The sequence below is a fragment of the Streptomyces sp. NBC_01390 genome, assembly GCF_045040105.1.
In the GTDB taxonomy this organism is placed as follows: domain Bacteria; phylum Actinomycetota; class Actinomycetes; order Streptomycetales; family Streptomycetaceae; genus Streptomyces.
Genome location: NZ_CP109551.1, coordinates 10,265,685 through 10,290,196, shown reverse-complemented (window position 1 = coordinate 10,290,196; position 24,512 = coordinate 10,265,685). Strand labels below are relative to the sequence as shown.

The window sequence follows — 24,512 nt, the reverse complement described above, 5'->3', positions numbered from 1 at the left end:
TGTCCCGCGTCGGCTTCCCCGCGGTCCACGCGTTTTTCTCAGCCAACGGCATGCCCGAACACGGGTGCGACCCCAGGTCGGAGCGGTGTGTTTATCCTTCGACCGTGGCTGACACCGACACCGACAACACCCCGATGCGGCTTCCCGACATGCCGCTGCACGATCCGTTCGTCGTCGCCGACAACAGGACCCGCACCTACTACCTCTACACGTCCAACGACCCGTCCGTATCGGGCGTGGACGGCACCGGCACGATGGTCTACCGCAGCCACGACCTGCGGGACTGGACGCGCCCCGTGGTGGTCTTCCTGGCCGCCGAGCAGAAGGAGATCTGGGCGACCGACGGCGGCTGGGCGCCCGAGGTGCACGAATGGGACGGCCGGTACTACCTGTTCACCACGTTGCACGACGAGAACAGACCGCTTCCGGTCCCTCCGCCGAACCGGTGGGGCACGCCGTTCCAGATCCCGGCCTACATGCGCGGCACGATCACGGCCGTCTCGTCCTCGCTGCTGGGCCCGTTCACCGTCGTCGACCCCGCACGCCCCACCCCGCCCGAGAACCTGATGACGCTCGACGGCACGCTCCACGTCGACCCGTCCGGACAGCCCTGGATGGTGTACGCGCACGAGTGGCTGCAGACGATCGACGGAACGATGGAAGCCATCCGGCTCGCCCCGGACCTGTCCCGGACCATCGGAGATCCGGTCTTCCTGTTCAAGGGCTCGGACGCGTCCTGGCTCGCCGAGCAGATCCCCGGCGGCCTGCCGAACCAGCTCCCGCCGTACGTCACCGACGGCCCGCAGCTCCACCGCGCCCCTGACGGCTCGCTGCTCATGCTGTGGTCGACGTACGAAAAGAACGCCGTCGGCCGGGACGGGACCATCAGCGGCGGCTATGTGCAGACCTACGCCACCTCGGCGTCCGGCGCCGTCACGGGGCCGTGGCAGCAGCACCGGCCGCTGGTCCGCGAGGACAGCGGGCACGGGATGCTCTTCCACACGTTCGACGACCGGCTGATGATGGTGCTCCACCGCCCCTTCGACAACGCGCGGGGCAAGCTGTACGAGATGGAGATCGTCGGCCATGAGCTGCGGGTGCTCCGCCGGCGCGCCGACCTCGACGGCGGCGGCTGACACCCCGGTACGAAAACGCCGGAGGCCGTCTCCTCATCGCTGAGAAAACGGCCTCCGGACTCCGACTTCACAAGTCGGGACGACAGGATTTGAACCTGCGACCCCTTGACCCCCAGAAACTGATGCCCGGTCTTTCTCGTCCGTCCAGTCCACACAGTCCGCAAACGTCCAGGTCAGGGGACTGGACTCCGGGGTACGGGTTGGGGTGCGTGACACATCGGTGACACGTCGGGGCCCAGTCCGGGTGTGCCCTACGGGGTCACCAGAGCCTCCAGGAAGCCGGGCGCGGGCGTCGGTCGACTACTTGATCATGGAGCGCGAAGCGCTCGCGTAGTGGATCTATACGGCCCGCAGAACTGGCACACGGTTTGCGGCTACCGCTTCTTCACGTCGTCCGGCTCCTGCCACTGCGGGAGCGTCGTGGTGAACCCGTACTCCTTGGCGATCTCCTCAAGGTCGGTGGTCCATGGCTTCCCGGTGAGCACCTCGTTGAAGGCCAGCATCGCGAAGTGGAAGATCCATAGGCAGTACAGTTGACAGGCCACGAGCTCTTCGTAGATCGGCACCTGACTGACGTGGAAGTCCTTGCCATCGTCCTTGAAAAACATCTGTGCACCCGTGAGCGTCGGGTGCGAGAAGCGCGAATCGACCTGGTAGAACGTCCGCTCCATCGTCAGGCGGTAGCCCTCCATCAGGTGCTCGATCTTGGCCAGTCGCTCGTTTGGATCCGCCGGGATAGTCTCTTTCACCGTCTTCACGGTCTTGACCATGATCTCGTAGGCGTCCTTGTAGCGGTCCTTCGTACCGTCCGCCTTGAGGGCCTTGGCGAGTTGGATCTGGTCGGCCCCGAGCTTCCGGTTATAGATGTCGCCCATCCGGTCGCCTTGGTCCACACACCATCGCAGCGTGATGGCGTACTCCAGAGCGCTCCGTCGGTTCGGGGAAGCTGCGCCGCACGCGCCGGCCTGGTGCAGGGTGAGGATCGCACAGACCTGGTGAGCCACGTTGAAGAAGAGGCCCCAGCCGATGACTGCGGCTCGGCTCATGGGATCGATACGCCTGTCCAGATCGCCCGAGATCAAGTTCTCAAGACGGATCAAGGCTTCACCAGAGTTCGGTTCTGTCATGAGTGGCATCATGTCGAGGCTCGGGTCGGCTCCGCTACACGTTTTCTGTATCGTCCGGAGCCGCAACGCTCGCCGATCTCTGTGCTACGGCTTCCCAGCGGCGGGCAGCAAGATCGACGCACATGTGAGTTTGTCGGATTTTCCTGGTTGGCAAGTTGCCGTAGGCTCATTGGTTCCGCCTTGCGCAACCTGGATGGTGAGGCGTGTCGCCTCACCAGCTTGCCACACAACTTCCATCGTTTGCTTGATGTCACCATTACCGTCAGGACGAAGCACGGCTTTATAGACTGGCTTGTCATCTAGAGCAACTTCGCCTTTGAAGCCTTGAGCTTCCACGACCACTGCTTGACTGTTGGGTACACCATCGGCATCTACCGTGAAGTTGATTTTCACCGGAGAGCCAGGAACGACAGATAGGTTCGTGATGTTAGGTCGGCCATGGTCCGTCGCATAGCCTGCGACACCCGTGAGAGCGACATATAGTGCCGCGAGGTATGCGCCAGTTCCAATCGAAAGAACCAACACTTGAATCCAATTTTGGAGTGTGCTACTTCCGAGAAATAGTGACGCCATACTCAAAGCCACAGCACCAAGACCGAGCCCGATCACCCACCTGAAACGCTCCGGGTCGTTATTGATTGCGGCCAGTAGATTTTCCTGCGAGATCCCAAAGGTAGTTCCGACACCTGCAACCGCAGCGAACACACCGGCTAGGGTTTTTGCGATTCCGGCCAGATTTTTGTCTACTACCTTTTCTCTTTCCTTCGCTTGCGGTTCAGTTGACGATGCAGGTGCAGCCGGCGGTGGAGTATACCCGGCTCCCGAGTCAATCATAGCGTTCATACTCACCAGAGAACGACTGGTGACTACGCTTGTCAACGCAGATGATCCATTCGAGTGAATGACTCTGGTGCGGAAGCACTCGGAATAAGTACCGCAAGTCTCCGGCGCATCGCTACGGCGTTGCCCAAATTAGGCGCCAAAAGTACAGGGAAGTAGCTGTCGCCAACAAAACAAAGAGTTCTACCAGCAAGAACGAGTGTCGCAGTCTTTTAATCCGCATAGCTAGCGTCGATGTTTCTCTAACGAGCAAAAATGCAGCCACGAAAGCTACAGGGATGAGGATGACTGCGGCATCCTTTGCAGTGATGCCATGCGTGAAGTCTTCTTTTTGCATCTCATTGATGCTTCTGGGAGGCGCATCATGAGAGTCGAGTACACCACGCCAAATCAGGAGAGCAATTGCGCCACCCGTTATAGCCATGGCAAGATATAGGAACGCAGACGTCAGGCGCGTGAGCCGCAGGTGACATTTGACCCAGATACGCTTGGGGCGATCCGGTGTTGAGTCTTGCCGTAGATAGAGTTCGGCCGTTTTTTCCTCTTCATCCGGATGCTCCCGGATCGGTTCACACTTATCTCCAAGAACTAGGTGATCACCTCGCTCATGATGAAGCTTAACTGCGGTATCCGACACCCTGATACTCAAATGGTTCGTCTCGGCATCATTGAATGAAATCATCTTCCAAGCCGTTTTCCCGTAGTGCCCGGTGATCGGAAAGAGCTTCCCCCTGTTTGGCCTGGTGTGCCACTTTGCAGTAAAGTGAATTGGGCGCGTCTCTTCTAGCGTGACAATGAATTTTTCATTTCGCGGCACGGCGCACTTCGCAAAGACCATCCAGCGTAGACCATTGATGGCATATGTAGATAGGAACCCTTTAGCCGATTTCCTCTCATCACAACTACCACGCTTTTGTTTCTTGCGAGCCTCTCGCAGAACTTTACGCAACTCTTCGAGTACGTCGGTGATCATCTCTTTAGTAACCTTTTCATCCCGAAGGCGCCGCATCTCCCTAGCGAATTGCGGAAGTGCAACAAGAGGGTTCTCGCAGGAGCTCTTATAGTCCGCAGGCTCAAATTTCCGCACAATCTTTCCGATTTTAGAAGAGTATCCCTTCCAAGTTTCGTAAGTTGACTTGTCGACCTTGAACCCCAGAATAGAACTGCATTCTTTCAAATATTCACGTACGGGGTCTGCGTTCGCCACCCTTCCTTTTGACCAGTGGTACCAGCTCCCTGGACTCCAAACGTTTAGCTGGTTGTACTTGTTCCAGAACTCCCCGTACTCCTTCGACGGGAAATAGAATAGTGCACTTAGCAAAACAAGGAGGATTTCACTTACTTCGAACCCTGCAACCTTTGCCAATCGGCCGACATATTTGGCGTGGATCCAGGAACCTTCATCCAAGGGGATCCGGTAGACCTGCTTTTCGGCTACCGTGATGCGAAGGTCCAAGATGGGAACTCTTGGTAGGTACGCAATAGGTAGAATGAGATCTATTTCTTTTACATCTGGGTCTTCCGACTGGACGTCTGTGAGACTCTCCCTGAGTCCATCGTGTGCCGTGGGCGTGGAATATTCACTACTGTCTTTGAGTGACGTTACCAAATTCGGGAACTCCTTCACATGAATTTCTCGCACATGCTCAGCCCACAGCTCGCTTGACAGATCGATTCGTTCGATAGCGCGAAGGCGCCATGAAGGCAGAATATCGATTAGGCCGATAGCAATCTCCTCTAGCTTCTCATTTTCAGTCATTCTTTACTCACTCCTTTTTATGGATGGAATACCATGCAGGAGTAATCTTTTCACGGCTTCACAGCTATCGCACTCCGAGCGCACCCAACCAGGTGACGGATCATCGATGTAAATCCTCTAGATATTTAGGGGATTGACGCGATTCGAGAACATACCTGTATAATAGTTCTATATGCCAGAAGGAGGATCGAAGTCGGAGAAACAAACAGGGTTCGATGTTGACAAGGAGTTCCATAAGATAGTGGTTGAGAAACGCGCTAAAGCAGGACTCTCGCCACTTGAATTACCAAGAAATCCTGCCCTTCCTCCATGGGGAAAGAAGGAGGAGAAACGTTGGCGCAAGCAGCTCAGGAGGGCCGGTACTCTTCGAGGTTGATGCTGTTTGTAATCTACCGTACATCTTTCCTCGCTCCTGCCTCCTATAATCCGTTCTCATATGGCAGAACGAGCAAGACCTACATTTGATAAAGCAGCCGTCGCGAGGGCGCTTGGCACTCAGGCTCAAGCGGTGACCGATCCCGCGTACGGCGAGGGCCAGCACTTTCAGGTGCGAAGCAACGGCACCTTTCTGAGTCTGGATACCTTTCCTGAGCGAGGCGTTTCCCGCATCACCACCAAGGGTGCTCGTATCGAGCTCTTCGGCGACATGCTGCCCCGCGTCGAGGACGAGGGGATCGTCTTCCTACAAAAGGACCAGGGGCACGAGCACTCCACGGCGACCATTCATCCCGATGGTGGCTTGACGTTTGGCTACCAGGTCGATGCCGGGCCGGTTGCGGTCTCTGGCCTCCCGCAGGACCTGGAAGACACCGAGCAGATCATCACGCGCCATGAGGCCGTCCAGGCCCCGGCCGAGGAGGACGAGCCGCCTGTCACCGTGCAGGGAGCGAAGCCTCCGGAGAAGCCCCGGCCGGAACCATCCCGGGCACTTGGTGCCTTCCCTGATGTGCGCCCGATGATCCAGCAGGTGCAGGCCGAAGCCACGCCCGAGCCCGCCAAGCCCACGGAAGGCGCGCCACAGCAGGAGCAAGGCGCGAAGGAGGAGTCGGAGGCCGGCGAGGCCGAGCGTCAGCGAGTCAAGTTGGTTGGCCGACTGGGGCGTACCCCCACGGTGCGGGAAACTGCGGGCGGCAGGCTCGTTGGGAAGTTCCCCCTGGCCGTCCATCTCGACGACGGCACGACCAAGTGGCACAACATATTGGCGTTCGGCAAGCGCGCAGCAGCACTCAAGACGCGCACCGAGGCCGGTGAGTTGGTCAAGGGAAACGAGATCGAGGTCGTGGGCTACCTCCACGAGCGGGAGTACCAGGGCAGAGACGGCACGACCAAGATGGCGCAGGAGATCTACTCAGTTGCGGTAACACGACACTGAGAGCAAGTCTTCGGGCTTGGCCGTGGATGGCGCGTCGGCGCCTCTATTTACTTTTCTACCATGAAACAGTGGGGTCTCCCTGCGCATTTTTTTGGGACGACACAATCCTGTCGTCCCTTTTTGCTTCTTGACACCCATGTGTCAAATATGAGAAAAACAGCTATATATGTCAGAAGGTGGAGAAGGGCAACAACCGGACAGCGAAGAGGTGCAGACATCGAAACGGGTCGAGCGGCTTCCTGTTGAATCCGTATTTTCTTCCGAAGGTGCAAAGAACTTGCTACCCTACGTGGCTGGTGAGCTCCAACATATTGCGGAAGAAAAAGGCTCACTCGACGAGCGAGCCGTCAGCAGCGCGAACCAGACCCCAGCAGGAATCTTGCTTGAAGACATGCACGATCTTGGAGTTGGCACATATAACTCTTGGTTGAACCAGCGAGAGACGGGAGTGACAGAAACTCCCTCAGGCCATCCGGATGCGTACCCGGAGGCCTACGCTGATATGTCTGCGGCAACAGCTGCTTATACCCTTCTTGCATACCCCCGTTTGAGCGCGATGGAGCAAGGTCGAACCATTGATTGGGCGTTGCAAGAAGTGAAGACTTGGGGGACGCACCGTGCGGAGCGTGGAGGTAATGGAATTTGGTTGGGGTACAAAGGTGCGGAGCTTGTCCAGTCCTTGACGGAGCGCACAGGGCTACAGGGACGCTCGTTTGTTTCCACCCTGCAACCGGGGAAGACGCGGATGCATTCGCACGAGACGTCAAGGTCGAGCCACGACCCTGCGAAGATTCACCACGTAGCATTTCCTTGAACCCCATAGGCCAGCTTCTTGAGGGGAAGCATGAGTCCAGTGATGTGCAAGCCCTAGTCAGGCGGTTCCTTGATCCTATTGTTAACGGTATTGCGTACTCAAAATATGCCGGAGCGCAGATGATTCAAGGAAAACGTCTTCTGGAGGCGTTGTTGATTGATGTGATGAAGCGCAGCCTCTCGCCTGATTCCCCAGAGTTTCGCATTCGTGCCGCTGAGATCGCATATCAGTACCGCGACTACCTCAGAGTTGACTACGAATCCACTGATGGGAGCTCGTTCTCCCTTCCATGGAGCTGGGAGCAATGGAGACAAGACTTGGTCCGCCGTATAGTCGCAGGTGATCCGCAACCACTCCATGATTCGCAAGTATATGCCCGTATCAAGCAGGACCTTGACATGAAGCTTAGGGAACATCTCATTTCCTCCGAGTTGGCACTTTGGCGCTACAGCCGTCGAGAGACGCTGCTGCGCGAACATGCAGAGAAAGTGCATCCATTTCTCAGGAACCTGTGCGATCTTTGTGAGCTTCTGGCTGCAGAGCCTGTTTATACCTCCGTACCCGGGCATAGCGGCCGGCCTGCACAGACCTATGCTGATGCGCAGGCCGAGCTGTCGAACGCCATCAAGGGACTCCCCAACTACTTTGCGTTCGTCCGTCTGCGCACCGATCCGGTGCAGGTTTCCCGTGTCCGGCTCTCTCCTCCTGGCAATCCATTTCGTGATGAGCTTGAATCAGACGAACATCGCGAAGAGGTCATATGGCGTGCAATACATCTACGCGGCTCCTCAACACTTGTGATTGCCGCCGACGGTTCTCTTAGCTGGGGTGATAGTGAGGAGCGAGAAGAGAGGCGGAAACGATGGGAGGAGAGGGATTTTCGAAGTCTGAAGGATCGTAGCTCCGAAGAATTTGGAACCCCTCGTGAGACTGTTGACGCGGAGATCAGGGACAGGCGAGCGCGCCTCTTTGGACAACACGGCCCAGAATCACCAGTCAGTGCCAAGAAGTCAGCGTCGCTCCCAGTTGATCTGGCCCAGGCGACCGCACGGGCGAAGTGGCAGCGGGAACATCCAAAGACCCCGGAGACTTCCTCTCGTCAGCCGCCGGTACATGAGCAATCTGATGGGAGTTCCTCAAGGCACCCTTCCATCGGCAGGAGGTCCCCCAAACGTCGCGATGCCGCGCCTCAACAGCAGGTAGAAGAGGCCGGGAAACGACGGCAACCTCTTGGCGGTGCGGATATGCCCCGGGCGAGCCGGCCAAGCGTTGCATCGGCACTTGAACGACTCTCGTCGAGAGGCAACATGCGCATTTGCGAGTTCGCCGAAGAACTAGGTGTCGAGAGTCAGGTTGTTTTGGATGAGCTTGACAATCTGGGTCTGTTCGTCCGTTCGCCGGATTCAACTCTGAAGGCATCTGCCGTGCATAAGTTGATCGTCGCCTTCCGGAAACACCCGAAGTCTTGAGAGGGCCGACTCTCTTACGGGAGTCTTACGGCCTTGCCATGCAAGTTCTCACACGTGTTTGGCAAAGTGACTCAATGAACGACTCACTTCATACTTCCAGCGCCGCGCCGCATGGCCCGCTTCGTATCGGAGCCGTGGACGAGGAGATTCTCCGTGCCATCAACCGGTTGCAGTACATGACCGCCGCCCAGGTCGGCCGACTGCTGTATCCCGACCAGCACGACGACAATCGGTATGTTCAGCGTCGCCTTCGTAGCTTGGTCGAGGCCGGCTACCTTCTCAGGCTCCGCGAGCTGCCCACGCCTCGCATCGGTTCTGCGCCCCACGTCTTTACGCTTGCCGACCGGGGCCGGCGCTTTGTCGCGGGTCGTGGCGAGGTGCTTGCCAGTTCGTACTACCGACCGTCTGAGGAGCGGGCGAAGGCGCGAGACAACCCGTTCATGGAGCACACCCTTGCCGCCGTGGACGTTCTGGTTGCCGCCGAGAGCCTGTGCCGCAGGTTCCAGGTGTCGATGCCCCGCTTGCTTAATGAGCGCCAGCTCAAGCGGAGCAGTGTCCGGGTGCAACCCGCTGGCCGCCCCGCTCCCCGTGTCGCCGTCATTCCCGACGCATGGTTTGAGCTTCAGGTCTCAGACGATCCCTCGGTGGCAATCACCCTGGAACTCGACCGGGCCACGGAAGGCCAGAAGCACTGGCGCCGCAAGATCGCCGCCCTCACGGCCTGGGCCGAGGGCCCGTATCGGCAGGCCTTCGGGGCCGACAACCTCACGGTGGCCGTCGCAGCCCCAAGTACGCCACGTCGTGAGCAGCTCAGCGCCTGGACACATGAGGAACTTGAGGACATCGGCAAGGCGGAGCTGGCTGACATCTTCCTCTTCACCGAGGCGTCCCCCGTTGAGACTGACCCCTTCGAGCTGTTCTTCACCCCTTGCTGGTACCCAGCAGGCCAAGACGACGCTGTGAGCCTGCTCGACCCCCTGCCAGAGACGCCGGAGGCAGATGCGACCGCCACCGTTCACCCTGCCGCGGCGTCGAAGCCGGACGAGACAGCGAGTCCACCTAAGTTCACTTGGGCGCTGATGGATGTAGAAGAGGAGGTGGAGCGGGAACCCGAATGATCTTCTTTCCTGCCCGCCCACAGCCACGCATCCCGCTTGGCACCTACCGCAGGTGGCTTCTCCCCCGCACGCTCTATCTGCCGCTCAATGAAGCCCGCGTCCACATGCATGTGTTGGGCAAGACGGGATCAGGCAAGAGCTACTTCCTCGCCTCCCTCTTTCTCTCCCTCTTCCTGGCGGGCCAGCCCGTCACGCTCATCGACCCCCATGGTGATCTGGCCCAGTTGGTCTTGGCCCATCTCGTCCAGGCCGCACAGCTCGTCACCCCAGAGCAGCGCGCCCGGCTCATGTATCTGGACGTCCCCGCAGCCGCCGTTGAGGGCCGCTTCCTGCCGTTTAACTTCCTCTCCCAGCCGTACGACGACCATGCGATGGCCGAGCACGTCGCCGAAGCCGCCAGGCGGGCCTGGCCCGAGCTGGCCCATGGTGCACCGACCTTTGAGAACATCCTCAAGCACTCGGTCGTGGCACTGCGCGAGGCTGGGCTTCCGCTGACCCGCCTGTCGGATCTGCTGACGGACAAGGCCCTACGGGACGAGCTCTTGACCCATGTTCACGATCCGCAGGTGATTCGCTTCTTCAAGCTGCGCATGGATCAGTGGGGACGAGACGCACCCCGGATGAAAGAGTCAACGCTCAACCGGGCGGATCTCCTCACCCTCTCCCCCATCCTCCGCTACGCCCTGGGCAACGAGCGGAACGTCCTGGACTTTCGAGCCATCATCGACTCGGGTACGTCCCTCATCGTCAATCTGGCCGTCGCCTCACCCGACGCCCGCCGGCTTTTTGGGTGTCTCCTCACCGTGGGCATGGAGACCGCAGCACTCAGCCGGGCCAACGTCCGGGCCGCAGGATCAGGCCGTGCCCCGCATTTTCTGATCTTGGACGAGTTCTCGCAGTTCATGGCCCAGAGCGAGGAGAGCCTCACCCGCATGCTCTCGGAAACCCGCAAGTATAACCTGTTCTGTGTCATGGCTCACCAGAACTGGAGCCAGGCATCAGACCGGCTCAAGGGAGCCCTTCAGAACGTCGGCATGGAGGTCATCCTCAAGGCCGGGAGGCCCGACGCCGAGCATTCGGCCCGCCTCTTCGGCACCGTCGACCCGGACGCCGTCAAGCACATCGTCACCGACCACACCGCCGAGGAGCGCACGCATCCGACGTACTACGCCCTCCAGGAGCAGTGGGAGCGACAAGTCCAGTCCATCCAGCAACTGCGCGTCGGGCAGGCATTCATCAGGCTGCCAAGCGATGAAGTCCGAAAGGTCACCACCCCCACACTTCCCAACCTCACCGAACCACCCGAGGGCCTGGCCGAAGTCGAGCAGTACTACCTTGACCGCTACTTCGAGCCACCCGATGTCGCGGCCCCTCTCGTGACCACCACCACGCAGGCCCCGGCTCTGGCAGCCTCTATTGCCCGACGCCGTAGGACTCCCATGGGCAAGACCGGGGCAACCGTCTACCGCTTTCCGCCCGAGGCAAAAGCGTCCAGGTAGGACGCGATTTTGCCCGTTGAATCCGGTATGTAGATTTGATATAAATAAAGCATCCTATGTTTACTGAAGAACAATTGAATCAACTGCGCGGCCTCTTGTCCCCCATCGAGAAACGACTAGGCACGCTAGAGCAGGGGCAAGATGCCTTAGAGCAAGGGCAGCGAACCCTTCTCGCCCGAACCGAATCCATCGAGGCTCGTATGGGAAATTTTGAAACGAAGGTTGATGATCTCCATAAGGGACAACGTCAACTTGCAGTGAAAATCGATGCGCTTGCCCAGACGTCCGAAGAGCAGCATAAGGGAATCTTTGACGCAGTACTCGGGCTGAATGACATCGCGCACACGCGCATCGCCCGCGTTGAGAAGCACCTCAACTTACCACCCCTAGAGTAAGGTCCCTTGACCAACCTTTCCCTTTTTCCTCCCTTAATTGACGTCCCCTTGCGGGCTTTCCTCTCGCGTCACGGATTGGCGGAGCCGGCTTGCGAAGTCTTATCTGGCGACTACTGCATGGAGTCCAGCTGCGAGGAGTTGAGCAGTTACTCGGAGCAATCGCGCGTCTTCCCGAACAAGAGCACCTGGCGCACCTGCATCCATAGTTAACACCCCCCACTTTTTGCCGTTTGAACAGACACCAGCAGACATAAAAGTTGTGTACTCATTCCATCCAGGCGCAAGCCACTCAGGGGGCGGATTTTCGAAACTAGAGCCTGGGCTCGTAACGTCCTTGACGTAGATGGGCTCGCTATCGCGCTGAGCCATCCACTCCAGTAGGTAGTCTCCAGGGCCGGTTCTACCCAGGAACTTAACTTTGGACTTACTGTCACGACCAGCGTGGAACTCATCCCCATCGCATGTCAGGCGAGGAGGGTTATTCTTCGAGCCTTGGTGGTATTCGTAGAAAGAAACCCTGACGTCTGTGCCGAACGACTGAGCAAGCTGTCGCACGAAGTCCTCTTTGAGGTGCTGGCGAATCGTATTCTCAGTTCCCGAACTGATACGGACTAGTCGCTGCACCTTTGTCGCCAGGGGTTCCAGGAGATCCGCGAGGCGCTCACGCTCGGCGAGTGCAGCAGCATCTCGTTCTTGTTCCAGGCGCTCGCGCTCATGCTTGCTTTTCTCCTCTAGTTCCTGCCGTTCCTTGATTGCTTGTCTTGCTGGCATGACAATAGCCACCAGTGTGCAGACTGCACCTGGGATGCCGAACTGCGGCTCATCGACAACTTGTAGGAAATATGCGATTGCCGACACGACACCACTCAGAGCGGTGATTACGCCCCAGCGCCGCCAGTTCCATGGGTTTCCCCACCTAAGCCAATGCCATGCCACTGAACTCTATTACCACGAACTCCACCTCTCCAAACTCGCCCAAGCAGGTGACCACTTGACACAAGAGGGCAGATTGTTTATAAGGAACTAGTGCTCTAGCGCAGATAGCGCACTACCGTACCAACCCGATGAAAAATGAGCGTTACAACCTTCCCCCAGAGCCACAACTACCCAAGTGGTCTTACAAAGAAATCAAGTCGTATCCTCACGACTGGGCTTGGCGATTACACGACTGGGAAAAGGAAGCATTCAAAGGTTCCGGCGTCGAGAGAATACGCGCATGGGATCGTCGCAGGGAGAAGGTTCGACGCCTCATTCGTCGCCAGGAGAGGCGCGAATCCTTAGAGAGCATTCGACACTTCGTGGACGTTCGGCACGAGGTGCTGGTATTTCTAGGTCGACAACAACCACGGATTGAAAAGTATGTAAGATGTCCGTGCTTTAAAAGGCCCTGCCAGCACGGCAACCCCAACTCAGTCTAACTCTTCTTTCCCTTCCCTCCCTTAATTGACGTTCTCTTGCGGCTTGCCTCTCGGGTCAAGGATCGGCGGAGCCGGCTTGCGAAGTCCTTGACGCGTAGGAAAACCGCGGCATCATAACGCCATAGGGAGGAAGGCTGTCCTATAGCTCAGAGGTTCTTAGAGGCCTCATGTCGCAGAAGAAATGTTCCTCGACAGGATTTTGAGGCTGACACCCTACTCAGGACAGTTAGGTGGGTCCTATAGCAGTGGTGTCAGCCTCAGTGGTTCTTGCGTTTCTTCTCTTGTGGCTCTTCTTCGCTTTAGCTGTTACGTGAGCCTAGAGCTTTTCACTCCTCTTTGATCGATACGCTGAAGTTTCGATTGCGGATTAGAACGCGCTCGACCTCATCGCTGATCTCGAACTTGCCTTCCACGTCCGTGGGCGTGATGACTTGCGGGACGGACCCACTTGGCTCGTCTTCAGTCAGGTTCAGGTGTAGTTCGTCAGGGGTTGGAACGATCGGTGGGGGTGCAAGTTCCAACTTGAGTTTGAATTCGGGGGTTTGGCACGAACACGTGCCCTTCACCGTAACCCAGCGTCTACCCTTGCCATCTCGGTATGCCGTGGCAGTGAAGTCTTGAGCACCAGCTTTGCAGGCGAAGCCGTTCGTAGACTCAGACATGGCTACTTCCCGTCGTCTACTCGTTGCTTGACAGGTCACACGCGCATCCAGTGTCAGCACGCTTGATGACTGTCGCAATCGGAGGCGAGGTTTTCATCCATGTGGCTGCGCCTATTTTGTGGAACCTTTCGCGCGGTGGTAAGCACCAAAAGGGCCCTGAGCCTTTACCCACCTCCCTCGTAGTGGGGCCCGACGCGGGAAGACCAAATCGGACACTAAAGGGCAGCTGGAATGCTGCCCGATCCGCTGGCGAGCGTAAGGCCTTCCCGCTCCCACCACGATGCAGGCCACCGGCCAAAGCCTCAGGCCCAAGAGCCTTCCGGTTTACGACTTGCGGTCGTACGTGTGGCACGGGCACGTGCAACGGCGTACGAGCAGGATGCCGCTGGCACCAGGAAGCGGGATGTCTTCGATCTGGCGGCATCTGGTGTGCAGATCCGTGTAGTCAGGACGAGCAGCGAGGGCGCACTCAGCAGACCGCGTTTCGAGGTCGTCGGCAGCAGTCGTACTCATCCGAACCTCTGCGCCCGATTGAGTTCGGTGACGCGGGCCCGCAGCGCTTCCGTCTCAGTCGCCGGCCTGACCTTGTCGGGGTTCGCGTCCCACTCAACTCCCCCGCCCGGTGCACGCAGTTGAACGTATGGCCCTCGTGTCCCATCACGTATCCGATCTTGTCTTCCTTCGAGGTGTCAACGACCAGGGCGTCAACCGGGTGCTCCGTTGTCATCACTCACGGCCCCCTCGCCGTAGGGCGTCCGCCAGTCGCACGGCTACATCGGCGCGCACCCGTCCGAGATCAACGAGCTTCAAGTCCGGCGACACGTGGTCGACCGCGAGAGACGGAAAGACGATGCCGCCCGCCTCGTATAGCGCCTCGCGCAGGGACTCCATCGCCGTGTGCGGGTCGACGTCCCGCGTCATGTCTTTGGCCATGAACAGGACGCTAGAAAAGGGGCGTTGGGGACCGCTACGGAAGTTGCATGAAGTTGCTTGACGACTCGGGAAAGTTGCGGGATGTTGTCGACGCAGGGCAACGGAACTTCTCCCGCTGAGTGTTGGTCTCGGGGAAGCTTGGGAGATCAGTCCCCGACGAAAGGCACTGATCATGGCGCGACGACTGCGCTTCAACGGCACAGGGAGCGGTGACACCGGGTGCCCTGCCGTGCATGAAGATCTCGACACGCGAGAGGTCATCGTGCACGGTCCGCCGCTCACGGACCCCGAGGACATCGCCCGGCTTCAGCACCTGGGCCCTGGTGAAGTGCCGATCGTGGTACCGCGTGAACTTCTCGTGGACTGGGGCCCCAAGGACATGACGCGCGACGCTGAAATCATCGACCTGGACGCCTTCAACCGGCTGTTCGAGATCTTCGAGCACTCGGCATGGCGTCTGGAGACACGGCGCCGCTACGCCTCGGACGAAGCCACGGACACCTACACCCAGTTCGCTGCTACCGGCCGTGTCACCTGGGACATGGACTCCTGGTACTGCAACACCATCCGGACCCAGGTCGCTGCGGGTAAGTCCGTCGGGCGTGTACGTGTCGTCGACAACCCGCCGACCGACGGGCAGCGGTATCTCATGATCAACGCGGAGCGGAACGCGCAACTCGGCGAGAACATGTGCAACGTCTGGCGCGAGGACGCAGAGCGGCTGAACCTCGGCGATCAGGACTTCTGGATCTTTGACAGCCGCCTGGTGGCCGTCCTGAACTTCACCGACGACGACCAGTTGACCGACATTGAACTCATCACGGAACCGGGCGAGGTTGTCCGGCATTCCATGCTGCGTGATGCCGCCGTGCATCACGCCATCCCCTACGAGCGCTTCGCGGCCCTACTGCCCGCGAAGGAGTGAAACAGGCAGGTGAGTGCCGGTGGGCACGGACTATCAACAGGCGCGGGCAGCGCTCGGGCTACGCCTGAGGGAACTGCGGCTCTCGGCCCCCGGAGGCCGGCTCACCGGTACTCAGCTTGCTGAGCAACACGGCTGGCACAAGTCCAAGGTCAGCAGGCTCGAAAACGGAAAGATCACCCCGACTCCTGACGATCTGCGCTTGTGGGTCGACGCCACCGGCCAGCCCCAGGCGTACGACGAGCTGCTGTCCAGGCTCAAGGGTTTCGAGTCGCACATCCGCTCATGGCGCCGTCAGCTCGCCGCCGGGCATCAGCCCGTGCAACAGACGATCGCAGCCGAATACGCACGGTCCAGCGTCGTGCACGGCTTCGAGAGCGTCACCGTGCCGGGTATTTTCCAGATCCCCGACTATGCCCGATCGATCTTCCAGCGGTACGCGGAGCTCCAGCGCTCCCCCCGCGACACGGAAGACGCCGTGCGAGCGCGACTCCAGCGGCAAGAGCTGCTGTACACCAGGGGCAAGCGCTTCAAGATCCTCATCGGCGAGACGGCGCTTCGCTCACTGATCTGTCCGCCCTCCGTGCTAGCCGCTCAGCTGGACAGACTGACGGGGCTCATCGGCACAGACACGGTGCAGCTCGGCGTCATCCCCTTCACAGCCTCGCTGAAGATCCCACCTACAGGCGGCTTCTGGATCCATGACGAACGGCTGGTCACTGTCGAGACATGGCACGCCGAACTGTGGGTCGACGACGCGGACGCCATCGCCGCCTACCTGCGAACGTGGCGCACACTCCAGGAGTCCGCCGTCTACAGCGCCGACGCGCAGAACGTCATCAACGCCGCGCGTCGGGCGCTCAACTCACACTGAACAACGAGGGATTCTCAGTGTGGGTCCCCGCTTTCGGCGGGGCCTTTTCTAATATTCCCCCATTGACACAATACTGCACAATTCGCTATTCTAGGGTCAGTTTGAGAAATTGCGCCGAAATAACCCGTTTGGGTTTTCGGTGGATTTAACTTACCTATGGTCATTTCAATCGCATCACAGAAAGGAGGTGTCGGAAAGACATCATCTACCATCTCGTTGGCCGCAGGCCTGGCCCGCAAAGGCAAGCGCGTCTTGCTTGTTGACATCGACTCCCAGGCCAACAGTAGCAAGGTGCTCCTTCACAATTATCCGCAGGTCACCAAACAGCAGACCGTTTTTGCGACGATTCTTGAGCGCAGCCCCCTCCCTACCCACGAGACAGGCGTTCCCAACCTTCATATCGTTCCGTCACACATCCTGCTCTCCAACACAGATGTCGAGCTGACAACGGCCATCGACCACCGAGAGGAGCGGCTCAAAAAAGAACTCGATGCACTCAAAGGGAACTATGATTACGTTTTTATTGACTGTCCCCCTACTCTCTCGTGGCTTACCATCAACGCCTTTACCGCCTCAGACAAAGTGATTGTCGTTGTATCACCCGGCTACTTCGAGCTTGATTCGATTGTCCAGATCAGCAAGACGATCAAAGAGGTAAAGGAGTATTTTAATCCGCACCTTGAGCTCGCCGGCTTCCTGTTTACCATGAGTGATCCGACCGTCAACAGCAAAACCTCGCTTCAGATCTTGCGACAAACCTACACCGGCTCGGTGTTCAATACGGTGATCCCTCGCAATACCGATCTGCGTGACGCGCACTTCAACCGGCAGGATGTCTTTTCGTTCAATCCCCGATCGACAGCAGCACTCGCCTACAACAAGTTGATTGGCGAGCTTTTTGATGTATGAACAAGATTCTCAACACCGACGCAATACAAAACGATCTGGAAGAATCGGCCTTCTTTCGCCAAAGGAAGAATGATTCCGTACTACCGGTACCCCCCGTACGGGAGGTACCCCCAGGACTACCCGTACCCCTCGTCAAGCGAGTGATGAAACAGCGGCATCCGTTTGATATCTGGCGAGATCAGTATGAGTCTCTGCAACAGCTTTCCCTTGAAGAGAGAAGACGGGGCGAGGTAGGGAGCATGTCCGCCTTTGTTCGCGAGGCAATCGACAAGCTTCTCCTTGAAAGACGTCAATCGTCAAAATAGCTCACCTCAATATCGCTTACCCCGTACTACCCGTACCCCTAGTACCCCCGTACCTCTAGTACGGGCCGGCCCGTACGGGTCGTACGTTCCGTACGGAACTAGGCAAGGCCCATGTCGATTTGCTTATATCAATAAGCAGACCAGGCAGCCGCCGTCTCCCCCGCGCAAGTGGGGTTTGCGACTAAAGACGGACTAGCCTGCCGTGATCGAAGTGACCGACTGACCGAAGCAAACACGATCGATCCAGTAAGTACTGGATCTTTCTAGGACGCTGGTTCACTACCAGTCAATCTGAGTTACCTCATCGACCGAAGGTCGATAGGCAAGCGAAGGGAACGAGGGAGCCAAGAGAACGGGAAATAGGGGAGCCACCAAGGGGGACCTTAGGGGGAAGGTTCGTCGTACCCAAAAACGGTGCACGTGGCTACGAGCTTGGTTCGTAGTGAGTCACAAGATTGATCGTTTATCTTCCGTACTCGGTTTTGAGTAGGTCGGGTGTCGTACCGTCTCAGGCCGGTACGACAGGCGGTACACGAGAAGCGGGTCAGTGGAAGCGTCCTGCGGACGGTTGTAGCTGGAAGGAATGGCCCGCTGACCAGCGGGTTCGGGGTGGTCATCGGACGGGGGGAGTCAGCCGCGCCAGAGGTAAAGCTCAGCCTCCCATGCGGTCGGTGGCGCGGCTGACTCCCCCCGTCCTCTCCACCAGCACACAAGGTCTACGACCAGCCCTTCGGGTGTGTGCCGGCTCCGAGTCCACCCCCCAAGGGGGGCCACAGTGGCCACCCGACGGCATTCCTTCCAGACCTTCCTTCCGTCGGGTGGCGATAAGCCGCTAACGCGGTAGAACGGATCGCGGTGCGATCACCAAATTGGTCGCTTCGCGAAAACCGAGGGTGACTCGGTACCCGAGTAGGGGACTGATGGGTTGATGGCCTGCCGGAGGTTGCGCGGGGCGTTTTCGTCCTCTGTCGGTGGTACGGCGCGGCTGGTAAAAATGGGGAGGAGACACAAGGGCAAAAGAATCTTCCCCTTGCGTCCCTTTTCGCCCGATATTGCTTGGGTTTTGGCGGCTGGCCGGATAAAATAGAGGGAGCAGGCTGACCCTCTTCTTGTGCAGCCGAGCATCCTCATATCTCCACCAACGGTCTGTTGGGAATGTTCGCCACCACCCGCACTGGGCGGTGTCGCCAAGGAGTGATCACCTTGCAACCCACTCTTGATGAGATTCGCTCGTGGGCAGCCACGATTGATGTGTGTCAGGCCGCTTTGGCCCTGGGAATTTCCAAATCTCACTTGTACGAGTTGATCAAGCGGGGTGAAGTCCCGTTTCGGGTTGTGGCGTTTGGCAGCCGTTACCGGGTACTAACCGCCTCCTTGGTTCGGTACCTCGAAGCCCTCTAAGAGGGCGGGGGAGCCTGTTGCTTTTGTCCCGCGTCAGGCTCACAATCTGAGCACCACCTCGGGGGGTCAACCGAGAAGCAGGTGACACCGTGGGTGATCCAATCAAGAAGATCACGCTTGCGGACGGTACGGTGCGATACCGCTTCGTCACGGACGGCCCGCGTCAGGGCAGTGGTAGAAGACGCCAGATCAGAAAGACCTTCGACACCAAAAAAGAGGCTCGCGCGGAGTTGGCCCGCATTCGGCATCAGTCCACGACCGGTACGTTCGTGGTGCCGACAAAGGTCACCGTTGACGAGCTTCTCGATCTGTGGCTCAAGAGCGCGATCCGAGGCGTCGAGGACGCAACCGCCTCCAACTACGACAATGCCATCCGCCCTGCTCGGTTGTTTCTCGGGGACAAGCGGCTTCAGCTGCTGACCGAGGAGGACGTTGAGGCATTTGTTGACTGGATGCTCACCCGTGGTCGGCAGCGTGGTGGAAAGCCGGGCACAGGTCTGAGCCTTCGCTCCGTACGGCTTACCCTCGGTCGGCTTCGGTCTGCACTGCACCTTGCGGTTCGTCGAGGGTGGGTGGCGCGCAATGTCGCCGAGCACGTTCGGGTGTCTCGTGACGCCGTACGCAAAGCCGCCCGGGATGACGCTCAGCGTCGCCCCTGGGACGAATCAGAGGTCAAGGCGTTTATCGAGGCGACCAAAGGTGACCGCCTCTTTGGCGTGATGCTTCTGACGCTTATCGCCGAGCGGCCCGCCGAGGTGTGCGGTACTCGCTGGGAGCAGGACGTTGACCTCACTGGGGATGGCACCATCGCTGTGGGGAATACGCGCACCATTGTGTATGACCGGAGTCTGCCGAAGGGGCAGCGGAACAAGGTGGTCGAGAAAGACCCCAAGACTCAAAACGGGAAGCGTATCCTCCCGCTGCCCACGCTTCTCCAAGCAGCGCTTGTTACCTTCCGCACTCGGCAGGCGGAGGAGAAACTCGCTGCGGGTCAAGCGTACGAGGACAGCGGTTATGTCGTCGTTGACGAGCTGGGACGCCCCTTTAAGACGGACAAGCTGCGCCGTGAGGCTCACCGGCTGATGGCCGAGGCCGGTGTTCGCAAGGTGCGTCGAGCAATGCTCAGGACTTGTGGATCGGTTCCGGGAGGGCGTGCGAAGGGCGTACCTTCCCGAATGATCCTTTGATGGTCACCGAGTAGGCCCGCGTTCGCAGCGCGGGTCGGGAAGGCACGCCCGTGCTCAGCGTAGTGAACGCCGATGGCTCGACCGAGACCGGCTCCCTGATCGACGAGATCGTCCGCGAGGGCGCCCGCCGGATGCTGGCCGCCGCCTTGGAGGCCGAAGTCAACCAGTACATAGCCGAGTTGACGACCGAGACCGACGAGCGGGGGCGTCGGCTCGTGGTCCGCAACGGTCATCACCGGCCCCGGACCGTGGTCACCGCAGCCGGGCCGGTCGAGGTCACCGCGCCTCGGGTGAACGACCGTCGAGTGGACGAGGCCACCGGTGAGCGCAAGCGGTTCTCGTCGAAGATCCTTGCGCCGTGGTGCCGCAAGTCGCCCAAGGTCAGCGAGGTGCTGCCGCTGCTCTACCTGCACGGACTGTCCTCTGGGGACTTCGTGCCGGCGCTGGAGCAGTTCCTCGGCTCGGCCGCCGGACTGTCGTCGGCCACCGTGACCCGGCTGACGAAGCAGTGGGGCGACGACCACGCCGCCTTCCAGGCCCGTGACCTGTCCGACCGGGACTTCGTCTACGTGTGGGCTGACGGGGTGCACCCCAAGGTCCGGCTCGGGCAGGCGCACTCATGCGTCCTGGTCCTGCTCGGGGTGCGCGTCGACGGCACGAAGGAGCTGATCGCGATCGCGGAGGGGCTGCGTGAGTCCACGGAGTCGTGGGCCGACCTGCTGCGCGATTGCCGCCGGCGCGGCATGCGCGACCCGGAGCTGGTGGTCGGTGACGGCGCGATGGGGCTGTGGCGGGCCCTGGCCGAGGTCTTCCCCGCAGCCAGGCATCAGAGGTGCTGGGTTCACAAGGCCCGAAATGTCACGAACGCCCTGCCGAAGTCCGCGCAGCCGGGCGCGACGAAGGCGATGCAGGAGATCTACAACGCCGAGGACCGCACGCACGCCGAGAAGGCAATCGACGCGTTCGCGAAGACCTACGGGCAGAAGTGGCCCAAGGCCGTCGCGAAGATCCTCGACGACCGGGAGGAACTGCTGGCGTTCTACGACTTCCCGGCCGAGCACTGGATCCATCTGCGGACCACAAATCCGATCGAGTCCACGTTCTCCACGGTCAAGCTCCGCACCAAGGTCACTCGCGGCGCTGGCAGCCCAGCCGCGGCCCTCGCCATGGTGTTCAAGCTCGTGGAGTCCGCCCAGGCCCGCTGGCGGGCGATCACCGGCGCACACCTGGTCCCGCTGGTCCGCGCGGGCGCGAGGTTCGAGAATGGCCAGCTCGTGGAGCGAAACGAGGTCGCGGCCTGATGACCGCCCTGGATCCCCTCACCGACGAGGAACTGGACGAACTCGACGAGCTGGCAGGGGCCGCGACTCCGGGCCCGTGGTTCGTCCGCAGCCTCGACGATGCCGACGCCATGAGCCTTGTCGCCGTGAGCACAGTGCCCGACACCGGCCTCGGCGAGCGGTGGCCGGGCTTCGACCACCGCGAAATCGTGGCGGCGACCCTCATCCAACAACCCCGCTACGTCGATGCCGTCGATGAGCGATGGGACGAGAACGCGCACTTCATCGCGGCCACCCGCGGCACCGTCCCCCGCCTCGTCGCCGAAATCAGGCGTCTGCGCCAACAGCTGGAGGCCACCAGTCCTACGAATGGTCAAGAAGCGAACTGATCCACAACTATTGACAATTGCTCAGGTGCGTCTCTACGACGCCCGCCATGCGTGCCTCTCGTGGATGGCCAACAACGGCGTACCCGACACCGTGGTCTCCGCCTGGGCGGGGCACAGCGACTTGTCCTTCACCAAGCGGGTCTACGTGCACCCCGATCCGCAGAGCCTCAAGGCCGGTTCGGACAAGCTCGGGGAGTTGTTCGCCGCTTGAGGAAGATCCACCAGGCTTGTGACCAAATGTGACACGACAGCCCGGAAAACGATCAAGGGCCCTGGCTCACCGAAGTGAGCCAGGGCCCTGACCTGCGACTATCAGTGTTTCTCTAGTCGGGACGACAGGATTTGAACCTGCGACCCCTTGACCCCCAGTCAAGTGCGCTACCAAGCTGCGCCACGTCCCGATGCTGTCTGACCTGGGCTTTCCCCTGGCCGAACACGCATGGAAACAATACCGCACTCGGGTCGATGGTCGCGCACCCCTTTATTCGCACGTCCGGCGCTTGACCTCAAGTTTGGTTGAGGTCACAGGATCGTCTCCATGACAGCCACAGCCACGCACACCGACCCGTCCGGGACACACGACGCACACGGCACACCCGACCGGTACGGCACACACGGATACGCCGAGCTGCCCGGACTGATGGGGCTGCTGACCGGCGACGAGAAGCACGGGCCGGCGGCGACCTCCACCCTGGACGTGCTCTGGGTCCTCTACGACCGGGTCCTGCGTGTCGGCCCGGACCGGATGACGGCCCCGGAGCGTGACCGGTTCCTGCTGTCCAAGGGGCACGGGCCCATGGCCTACTACGCGGTACTCGCCGCCAAGGGCTTCCTGCCCGTGGACTGGCTGCCGGGCTTCGGCTCGTACGACTCGCCGCTGGGCCACCACCCCGACCGGGTGCTCGTGCCGGGAGCCGAGATCGGCAGCGGTTCGCTCGGGCACGGCCTGCCGATCGCCGTCGGTACGGCGCTCGGGCTGCGCGCCCAGCGGCTCGACGGGCCCGCGGTCTGGGTCCTGGTCGGCGACGCCGAACTGGACGAGGGCAGCAACCACGAGGCGATCGCCTTCGCCGGCCCGGCCGGCCTCGAACGCCTGCACACCGTCGTCGTCGACAACTCGTCCGCAAGCCACGCCCGGCCCGGCGGTATCGCCGCCCGCTTCGAGGCCGCGGGCTGGTCCACGGCCACGGTCGACGGCCGTGACCACGAGGCCCTCTACACCGCCTTCACCACGCCGCACCCCGGCCGCCCGCACGCGGTCGTGGCACGGGTCGAACCGAAGTCCGCATGACCTGCACCGGCACACCCCATCTGTCCGACCTGTCAAACCGTTCTCATCGACCCGAAGGGATCCACTCCCCCATGGACACCATGCGTGACCGCTTCGCCCCCGTGATGACCAGGCTGCTCGACGACGACCCACGCGTCGCCGTCGTCCTCGCCGAGATCGGCGCGGACGCGTTCGCCCGGGCGCGGGCCCGGCATCCCGACCGGGTGATCAACGTGGGCATCCGTGAGCAGCTGCTCGTCGGCGCGGGCGCCGGTCTGGCGCTATCCGGTATGCGCCCGGTCGTGCACACGTTCGCGAGCTTCCTCGTGGAGCGCCCCTTCGAGCAGGTCAAGCTCGACCTCGGCCACCAGGACGTCGGCGCCGTACTGGTGAGCGCCGCCGCCTCCTTCGACTGGCCGGCGGGCGGTTTCACGCACATGGCACCCGGTGACGTGGCCCTTCTCGACACCTTGGACGGCTGGACCGTCCATGTGCCGGGGCACCCCGACGAGGCCGAGACGCTGCTGCGGCACGCGGTCGCCGCGGGGGACGACAAGGTGTACGTCCGGCTGTCGGCGCAGTCCAACGCGGAGGGGCTCGCGGTCGACGGCGCACGGTTCCTCACCGTCCGCGAGGGCCGCTCCGGTGTCGTGATCGCCGTCGGACCGATGCTCGACACCGTGCTGGCCGCCACGGAAGGGCTAGACGTCACCGTCCTGTACGCGACGACCGTACGGCCCTTCGACACCGCCACGCTGCTCCGGGCCACAAGGGCGGCGGGCACCGACGTCGTCCTCGTCGAGCCGTATCTCGCGGGCACGTCGACGGCCGTCGTGAACGACGCGCTCCCCGATCTGCCGCACCGGGTGCTGGGCCTGGGCGTCGGCCGGCGCGAACTGCGCAGGTACGGGGAGGTCGACGAGCACGTCGCCGCGCACGGGCTCGACGCACGGACGCTCCGGGAGCGGATCCAGGGGTTCGTGGCCTGAGCCCGCCCTCCGGGTTCAGCCGGCACCCGGAGCCCCCAACTCCGGGTAGGCGTCCAGCAGTCGGGGCGGGGCCGCCTGGCGCCAGGAGTCGACGAGGATGTCCCGCAGTTCGCCCTCGTCCTCCAACGCGGCCAGGCGCACTCTCACCCAGGCGAAGGCCGCCTCGTGGTCGGCGATCCAGAACTTGTCGGGCTCGGCCAGGACCAGCTCGTCGCGCTCCTCCTTGGGACAGCGCACCGCGATGGAGGTCTCGTTCTCGGGCATGGTGGCGAACATCTTCCCCGCCACCCGGAACGTGGGCATGCTCCAGGCGATCTTCTCCGAGGTGTCCGGCAGGGAGAGGGAGATACGGCGTACGTCTTCGGCTTCCGACATGCAAGGCACCGTAGCCAATGCCACTGACAATCACTCGCGCTCCCCTGGCGAGAAGGCCCGCTCCCCCTG

At 60.7% G+C, this 24,512-nt stretch carries 22 protein-coding genes and 1 tRNA gene; 16 read left to right on the top strand and 7 right to left on the bottom strand.

The window, feature by feature from the left end; all coding sequences use genetic code 11:
* The first annotated feature begins 134 nt into the window (after positions 1–134).
* On the top strand, positions 135–1,136 hold the full coding sequence (locus tag OG241_RS46045) for a glycoside hydrolase family 43 protein (RefSeq protein WP_405826805.1): 1,002 nt from the start codon (positions 135–137) through the stop codon (positions 1,134–1,136).
* A 374-nt stretch (positions 1,137–1,510) separates the two neighbouring features.
* Here the strand turns inward: OG241_RS46045 and OG241_RS46040 are convergent, their stop codons facing one another.
* The 3 genes from OG241_RS46040 to OG241_RS46030 all read right to left on the bottom strand — a co-directional run bounded on the left by OG241_RS46040 (position 1,511) and on the right by OG241_RS46030 (position 4,862).
* Complete coding sequence (locus tag OG241_RS46040; RefSeq protein WP_405824589.1) at positions 1,511–2,263, bottom strand: DUF5677 domain-containing protein; 753 nt, start codon at positions 2,261–2,263, stop codon at positions 1,511–1,513.
* 84 nt (positions 2,264–2,347) lie between these two features.
* Entirely contained in the window at positions 2,348–3,097 is a 750-nt protein-coding gene (locus OG241_RS46035) for a hypothetical protein (protein ID WP_405824587.1), read from the bottom strand.
* A gap of 121 nt (positions 3,098–3,218) precedes the next feature.
* Positions 3,219–4,862: a hypothetical protein gene (locus OG241_RS46030; protein WP_405824585.1), complete on the bottom strand. Its 1,644-nt coding sequence runs from the start codon at positions 4,860–4,862 to the stop codon at positions 3,219–3,221.
* Positions 4,863–5,370: 508 nt separating this feature from the next.
* Here OG241_RS46030 and OG241_RS46025 point away from each other — a divergent pair.
* The 5 genes from OG241_RS46025 to OG241_RS46005 all read left to right on the top strand — a co-directional run bounded on the left by OG241_RS46025 (position 5,371) and on the right by OG241_RS46005 (position 11,529).
* Positions 5,371–6,234: a single-stranded DNA-binding protein gene (locus OG241_RS46025; protein ID WP_405824583.1), complete on the top strand. Its 864-nt coding sequence runs from the start codon at positions 5,371–5,373 to the stop codon at positions 6,232–6,234.
* 810 nt (positions 6,235–7,044) lie between these two features.
* Positions 7,045–8,517, top strand: coding sequence for a translation initiation factor IF-2 N-terminal domain-containing protein (locus OG241_RS46020; RefSeq protein ID WP_405824581.1), 1,473 nt, complete (start codon positions 7,045–7,047; stop codon positions 8,515–8,517).
* 74 nt (positions 8,518–8,591) lie between these two features.
* Complete coding sequence (locus tag OG241_RS46015) at positions 8,592–9,635, top strand: replication-relaxation family protein (RefSeq protein WP_405824579.1); 1,044 nt, start codon at positions 8,592–8,594, stop codon at positions 9,633–9,635.
* Positions 9,632–11,134, top strand: a complete 1,503-nt coding sequence (locus OG241_RS46010; protein ID WP_405826803.1) for a type IV secretory system conjugative DNA transfer family protein — start codon at positions 9,632–9,634, stop codon at positions 11,132–11,134. The genes OG241_RS46015 and OG241_RS46010 overlap by 4 nt, the downstream gene beginning before the upstream one ends.
* Before the next feature lie 56 nt (positions 11,135–11,190).
* A complete protein-coding gene (locus OG241_RS46005; protein ID WP_405824577.1) occupies positions 11,191–11,529 on the top strand; it encodes a hypothetical protein in 339 nt (112 codons plus the stop codon).
* 99 nt (positions 11,530–11,628) lie between these two features.
* Here the strand turns inward: OG241_RS46005 and OG241_RS46000 are convergent, their stop codons facing one another.
* Entirely contained in the window at positions 11,629–12,387 is a 759-nt protein-coding gene (locus OG241_RS46000; protein ID WP_405824575.1) for a GAF domain-containing protein, read from the bottom strand.
* A gap of 1,948 nt (positions 12,388–14,335) precedes the next feature.
* Positions 14,336–14,542 (bottom strand): hypothetical protein, encoded by a 207-nt coding sequence (locus tag OG241_RS45995; RefSeq protein ID WP_405824573.1) that lies wholly within the window; start codon positions 14,540–14,542, stop codon positions 14,336–14,338.
* Positions 14,543–14,714: 172 nt separating this feature from the next.
* Between OG241_RS45995 and OG241_RS45990 the strand changes: the two genes are divergently transcribed.
* The 8 genes from OG241_RS45990 (at position 14,715) to OG241_RS45955 (ending at position 22,020) form a co-directional block, all read left to right on the top strand.
* Positions 14,715–15,467, top strand: a complete 753-nt coding sequence (locus OG241_RS45990; protein ID WP_405824571.1) for a DUF6879 family protein — start codon at positions 14,715–14,717, stop codon at positions 15,465–15,467.
* Between the two features lie 19 nt (positions 15,468–15,486).
* Positions 15,487–16,338 (top strand): helix-turn-helix domain-containing protein, encoded by an 852-nt coding sequence (locus OG241_RS45985; protein WP_405824569.1) that lies wholly within the window; start codon positions 15,487–15,489, stop codon positions 16,336–16,338.
* A gap of 156 nt (positions 16,339–16,494) precedes the next feature.
* A complete protein-coding gene (locus tag OG241_RS45980; protein WP_405824567.1) occupies positions 16,495–17,247 on the top strand; it encodes a ParA family protein in 753 nt (250 codons plus the stop codon).
* A 1,460-nt stretch (positions 17,248–18,707) separates the two neighbouring features.
* Entirely contained in the window at positions 18,708–18,953 is a 246-nt protein-coding gene (locus OG241_RS45975) for a helix-turn-helix domain-containing protein (RefSeq protein ID WP_405824565.1), read from the top strand.
* Positions 18,954–19,042: 89 nt separating this feature from the next.
* Positions 19,043–20,140 carry a phage integrase SAM-like domain-containing protein gene (locus OG241_RS45970; protein WP_405824563.1) on the top strand — a complete coding sequence of 366 codons (1,098 nt, stop codon included), beginning with the start codon at positions 19,043–19,045 and terminating at the stop codon, positions 20,138–20,140.
* Between the two features lie 50 nt (positions 20,141–20,190).
* Complete coding sequence (locus OG241_RS45965) at positions 20,191–21,441, top strand: IS256 family transposase (protein WP_405816475.1); 1,251 nt, start codon at positions 20,191–20,193, stop codon at positions 21,439–21,441.
* Complete coding sequence (locus OG241_RS45960) at positions 21,441–21,809, top strand: hypothetical protein (RefSeq protein ID WP_405816476.1); 369 nt, start codon at positions 21,441–21,443, stop codon at positions 21,807–21,809. Before OG241_RS45965 ends, OG241_RS45960 begins: the two co-directional genes overlap by 1 nt.
* A gap of 25 nt (positions 21,810–21,834) precedes the next feature.
* Positions 21,835–22,020 carry a tyrosine-type recombinase/integrase gene (locus OG241_RS45955; RefSeq protein ID WP_405824561.1) on the top strand — a complete coding sequence of 62 codons (186 nt, stop codon included), beginning with the start codon at positions 21,835–21,837 and terminating at the stop codon, positions 22,018–22,020.
* A gap of 116 nt (positions 22,021–22,136) precedes the next feature.
* On the opposite strand, the gene OG241_RS45950 is transcribed toward OG241_RS45955, so the two are convergent.
* Positions 22,137–22,210: transfer RNA gene (locus OG241_RS45950), tRNA-Pro, on the bottom strand.
* 239 nt (positions 22,211–22,449) lie between these two features.
* Between OG241_RS45950 and OG241_RS45945 the strand changes: the two genes are divergently transcribed.
* Together OG241_RS45945 and OG241_RS45940 are read left to right on the top strand one after the other, a co-directional pair.
* Positions 22,450–23,100: a transketolase gene (locus tag OG241_RS45945; RefSeq protein ID WP_405826801.1), complete on the top strand. Its 651-nt coding sequence runs from the start codon at positions 22,450–22,452 to the stop codon at positions 23,098–23,100.
* Positions 23,101–23,171: 71 nt separating this feature from the next.
* Entirely contained in the window at positions 23,172–24,068 is an 897-nt protein-coding gene (locus OG241_RS45940; RefSeq protein WP_405824559.1) for a transketolase family protein, read from the top strand.
* A 15-nt stretch (positions 24,069–24,083) separates the two neighbouring features.
* On the opposite strand, the gene OG241_RS45935 is transcribed toward OG241_RS45940, so the two are convergent.
* Entirely contained in the window at positions 24,084–24,443 is a 360-nt protein-coding gene (locus OG241_RS45935; RefSeq protein ID WP_405824557.1) for an MmcQ/YjbR family DNA-binding protein, read from the bottom strand.
* Positions 24,444–24,512: the final 69 nt, after the last annotated feature.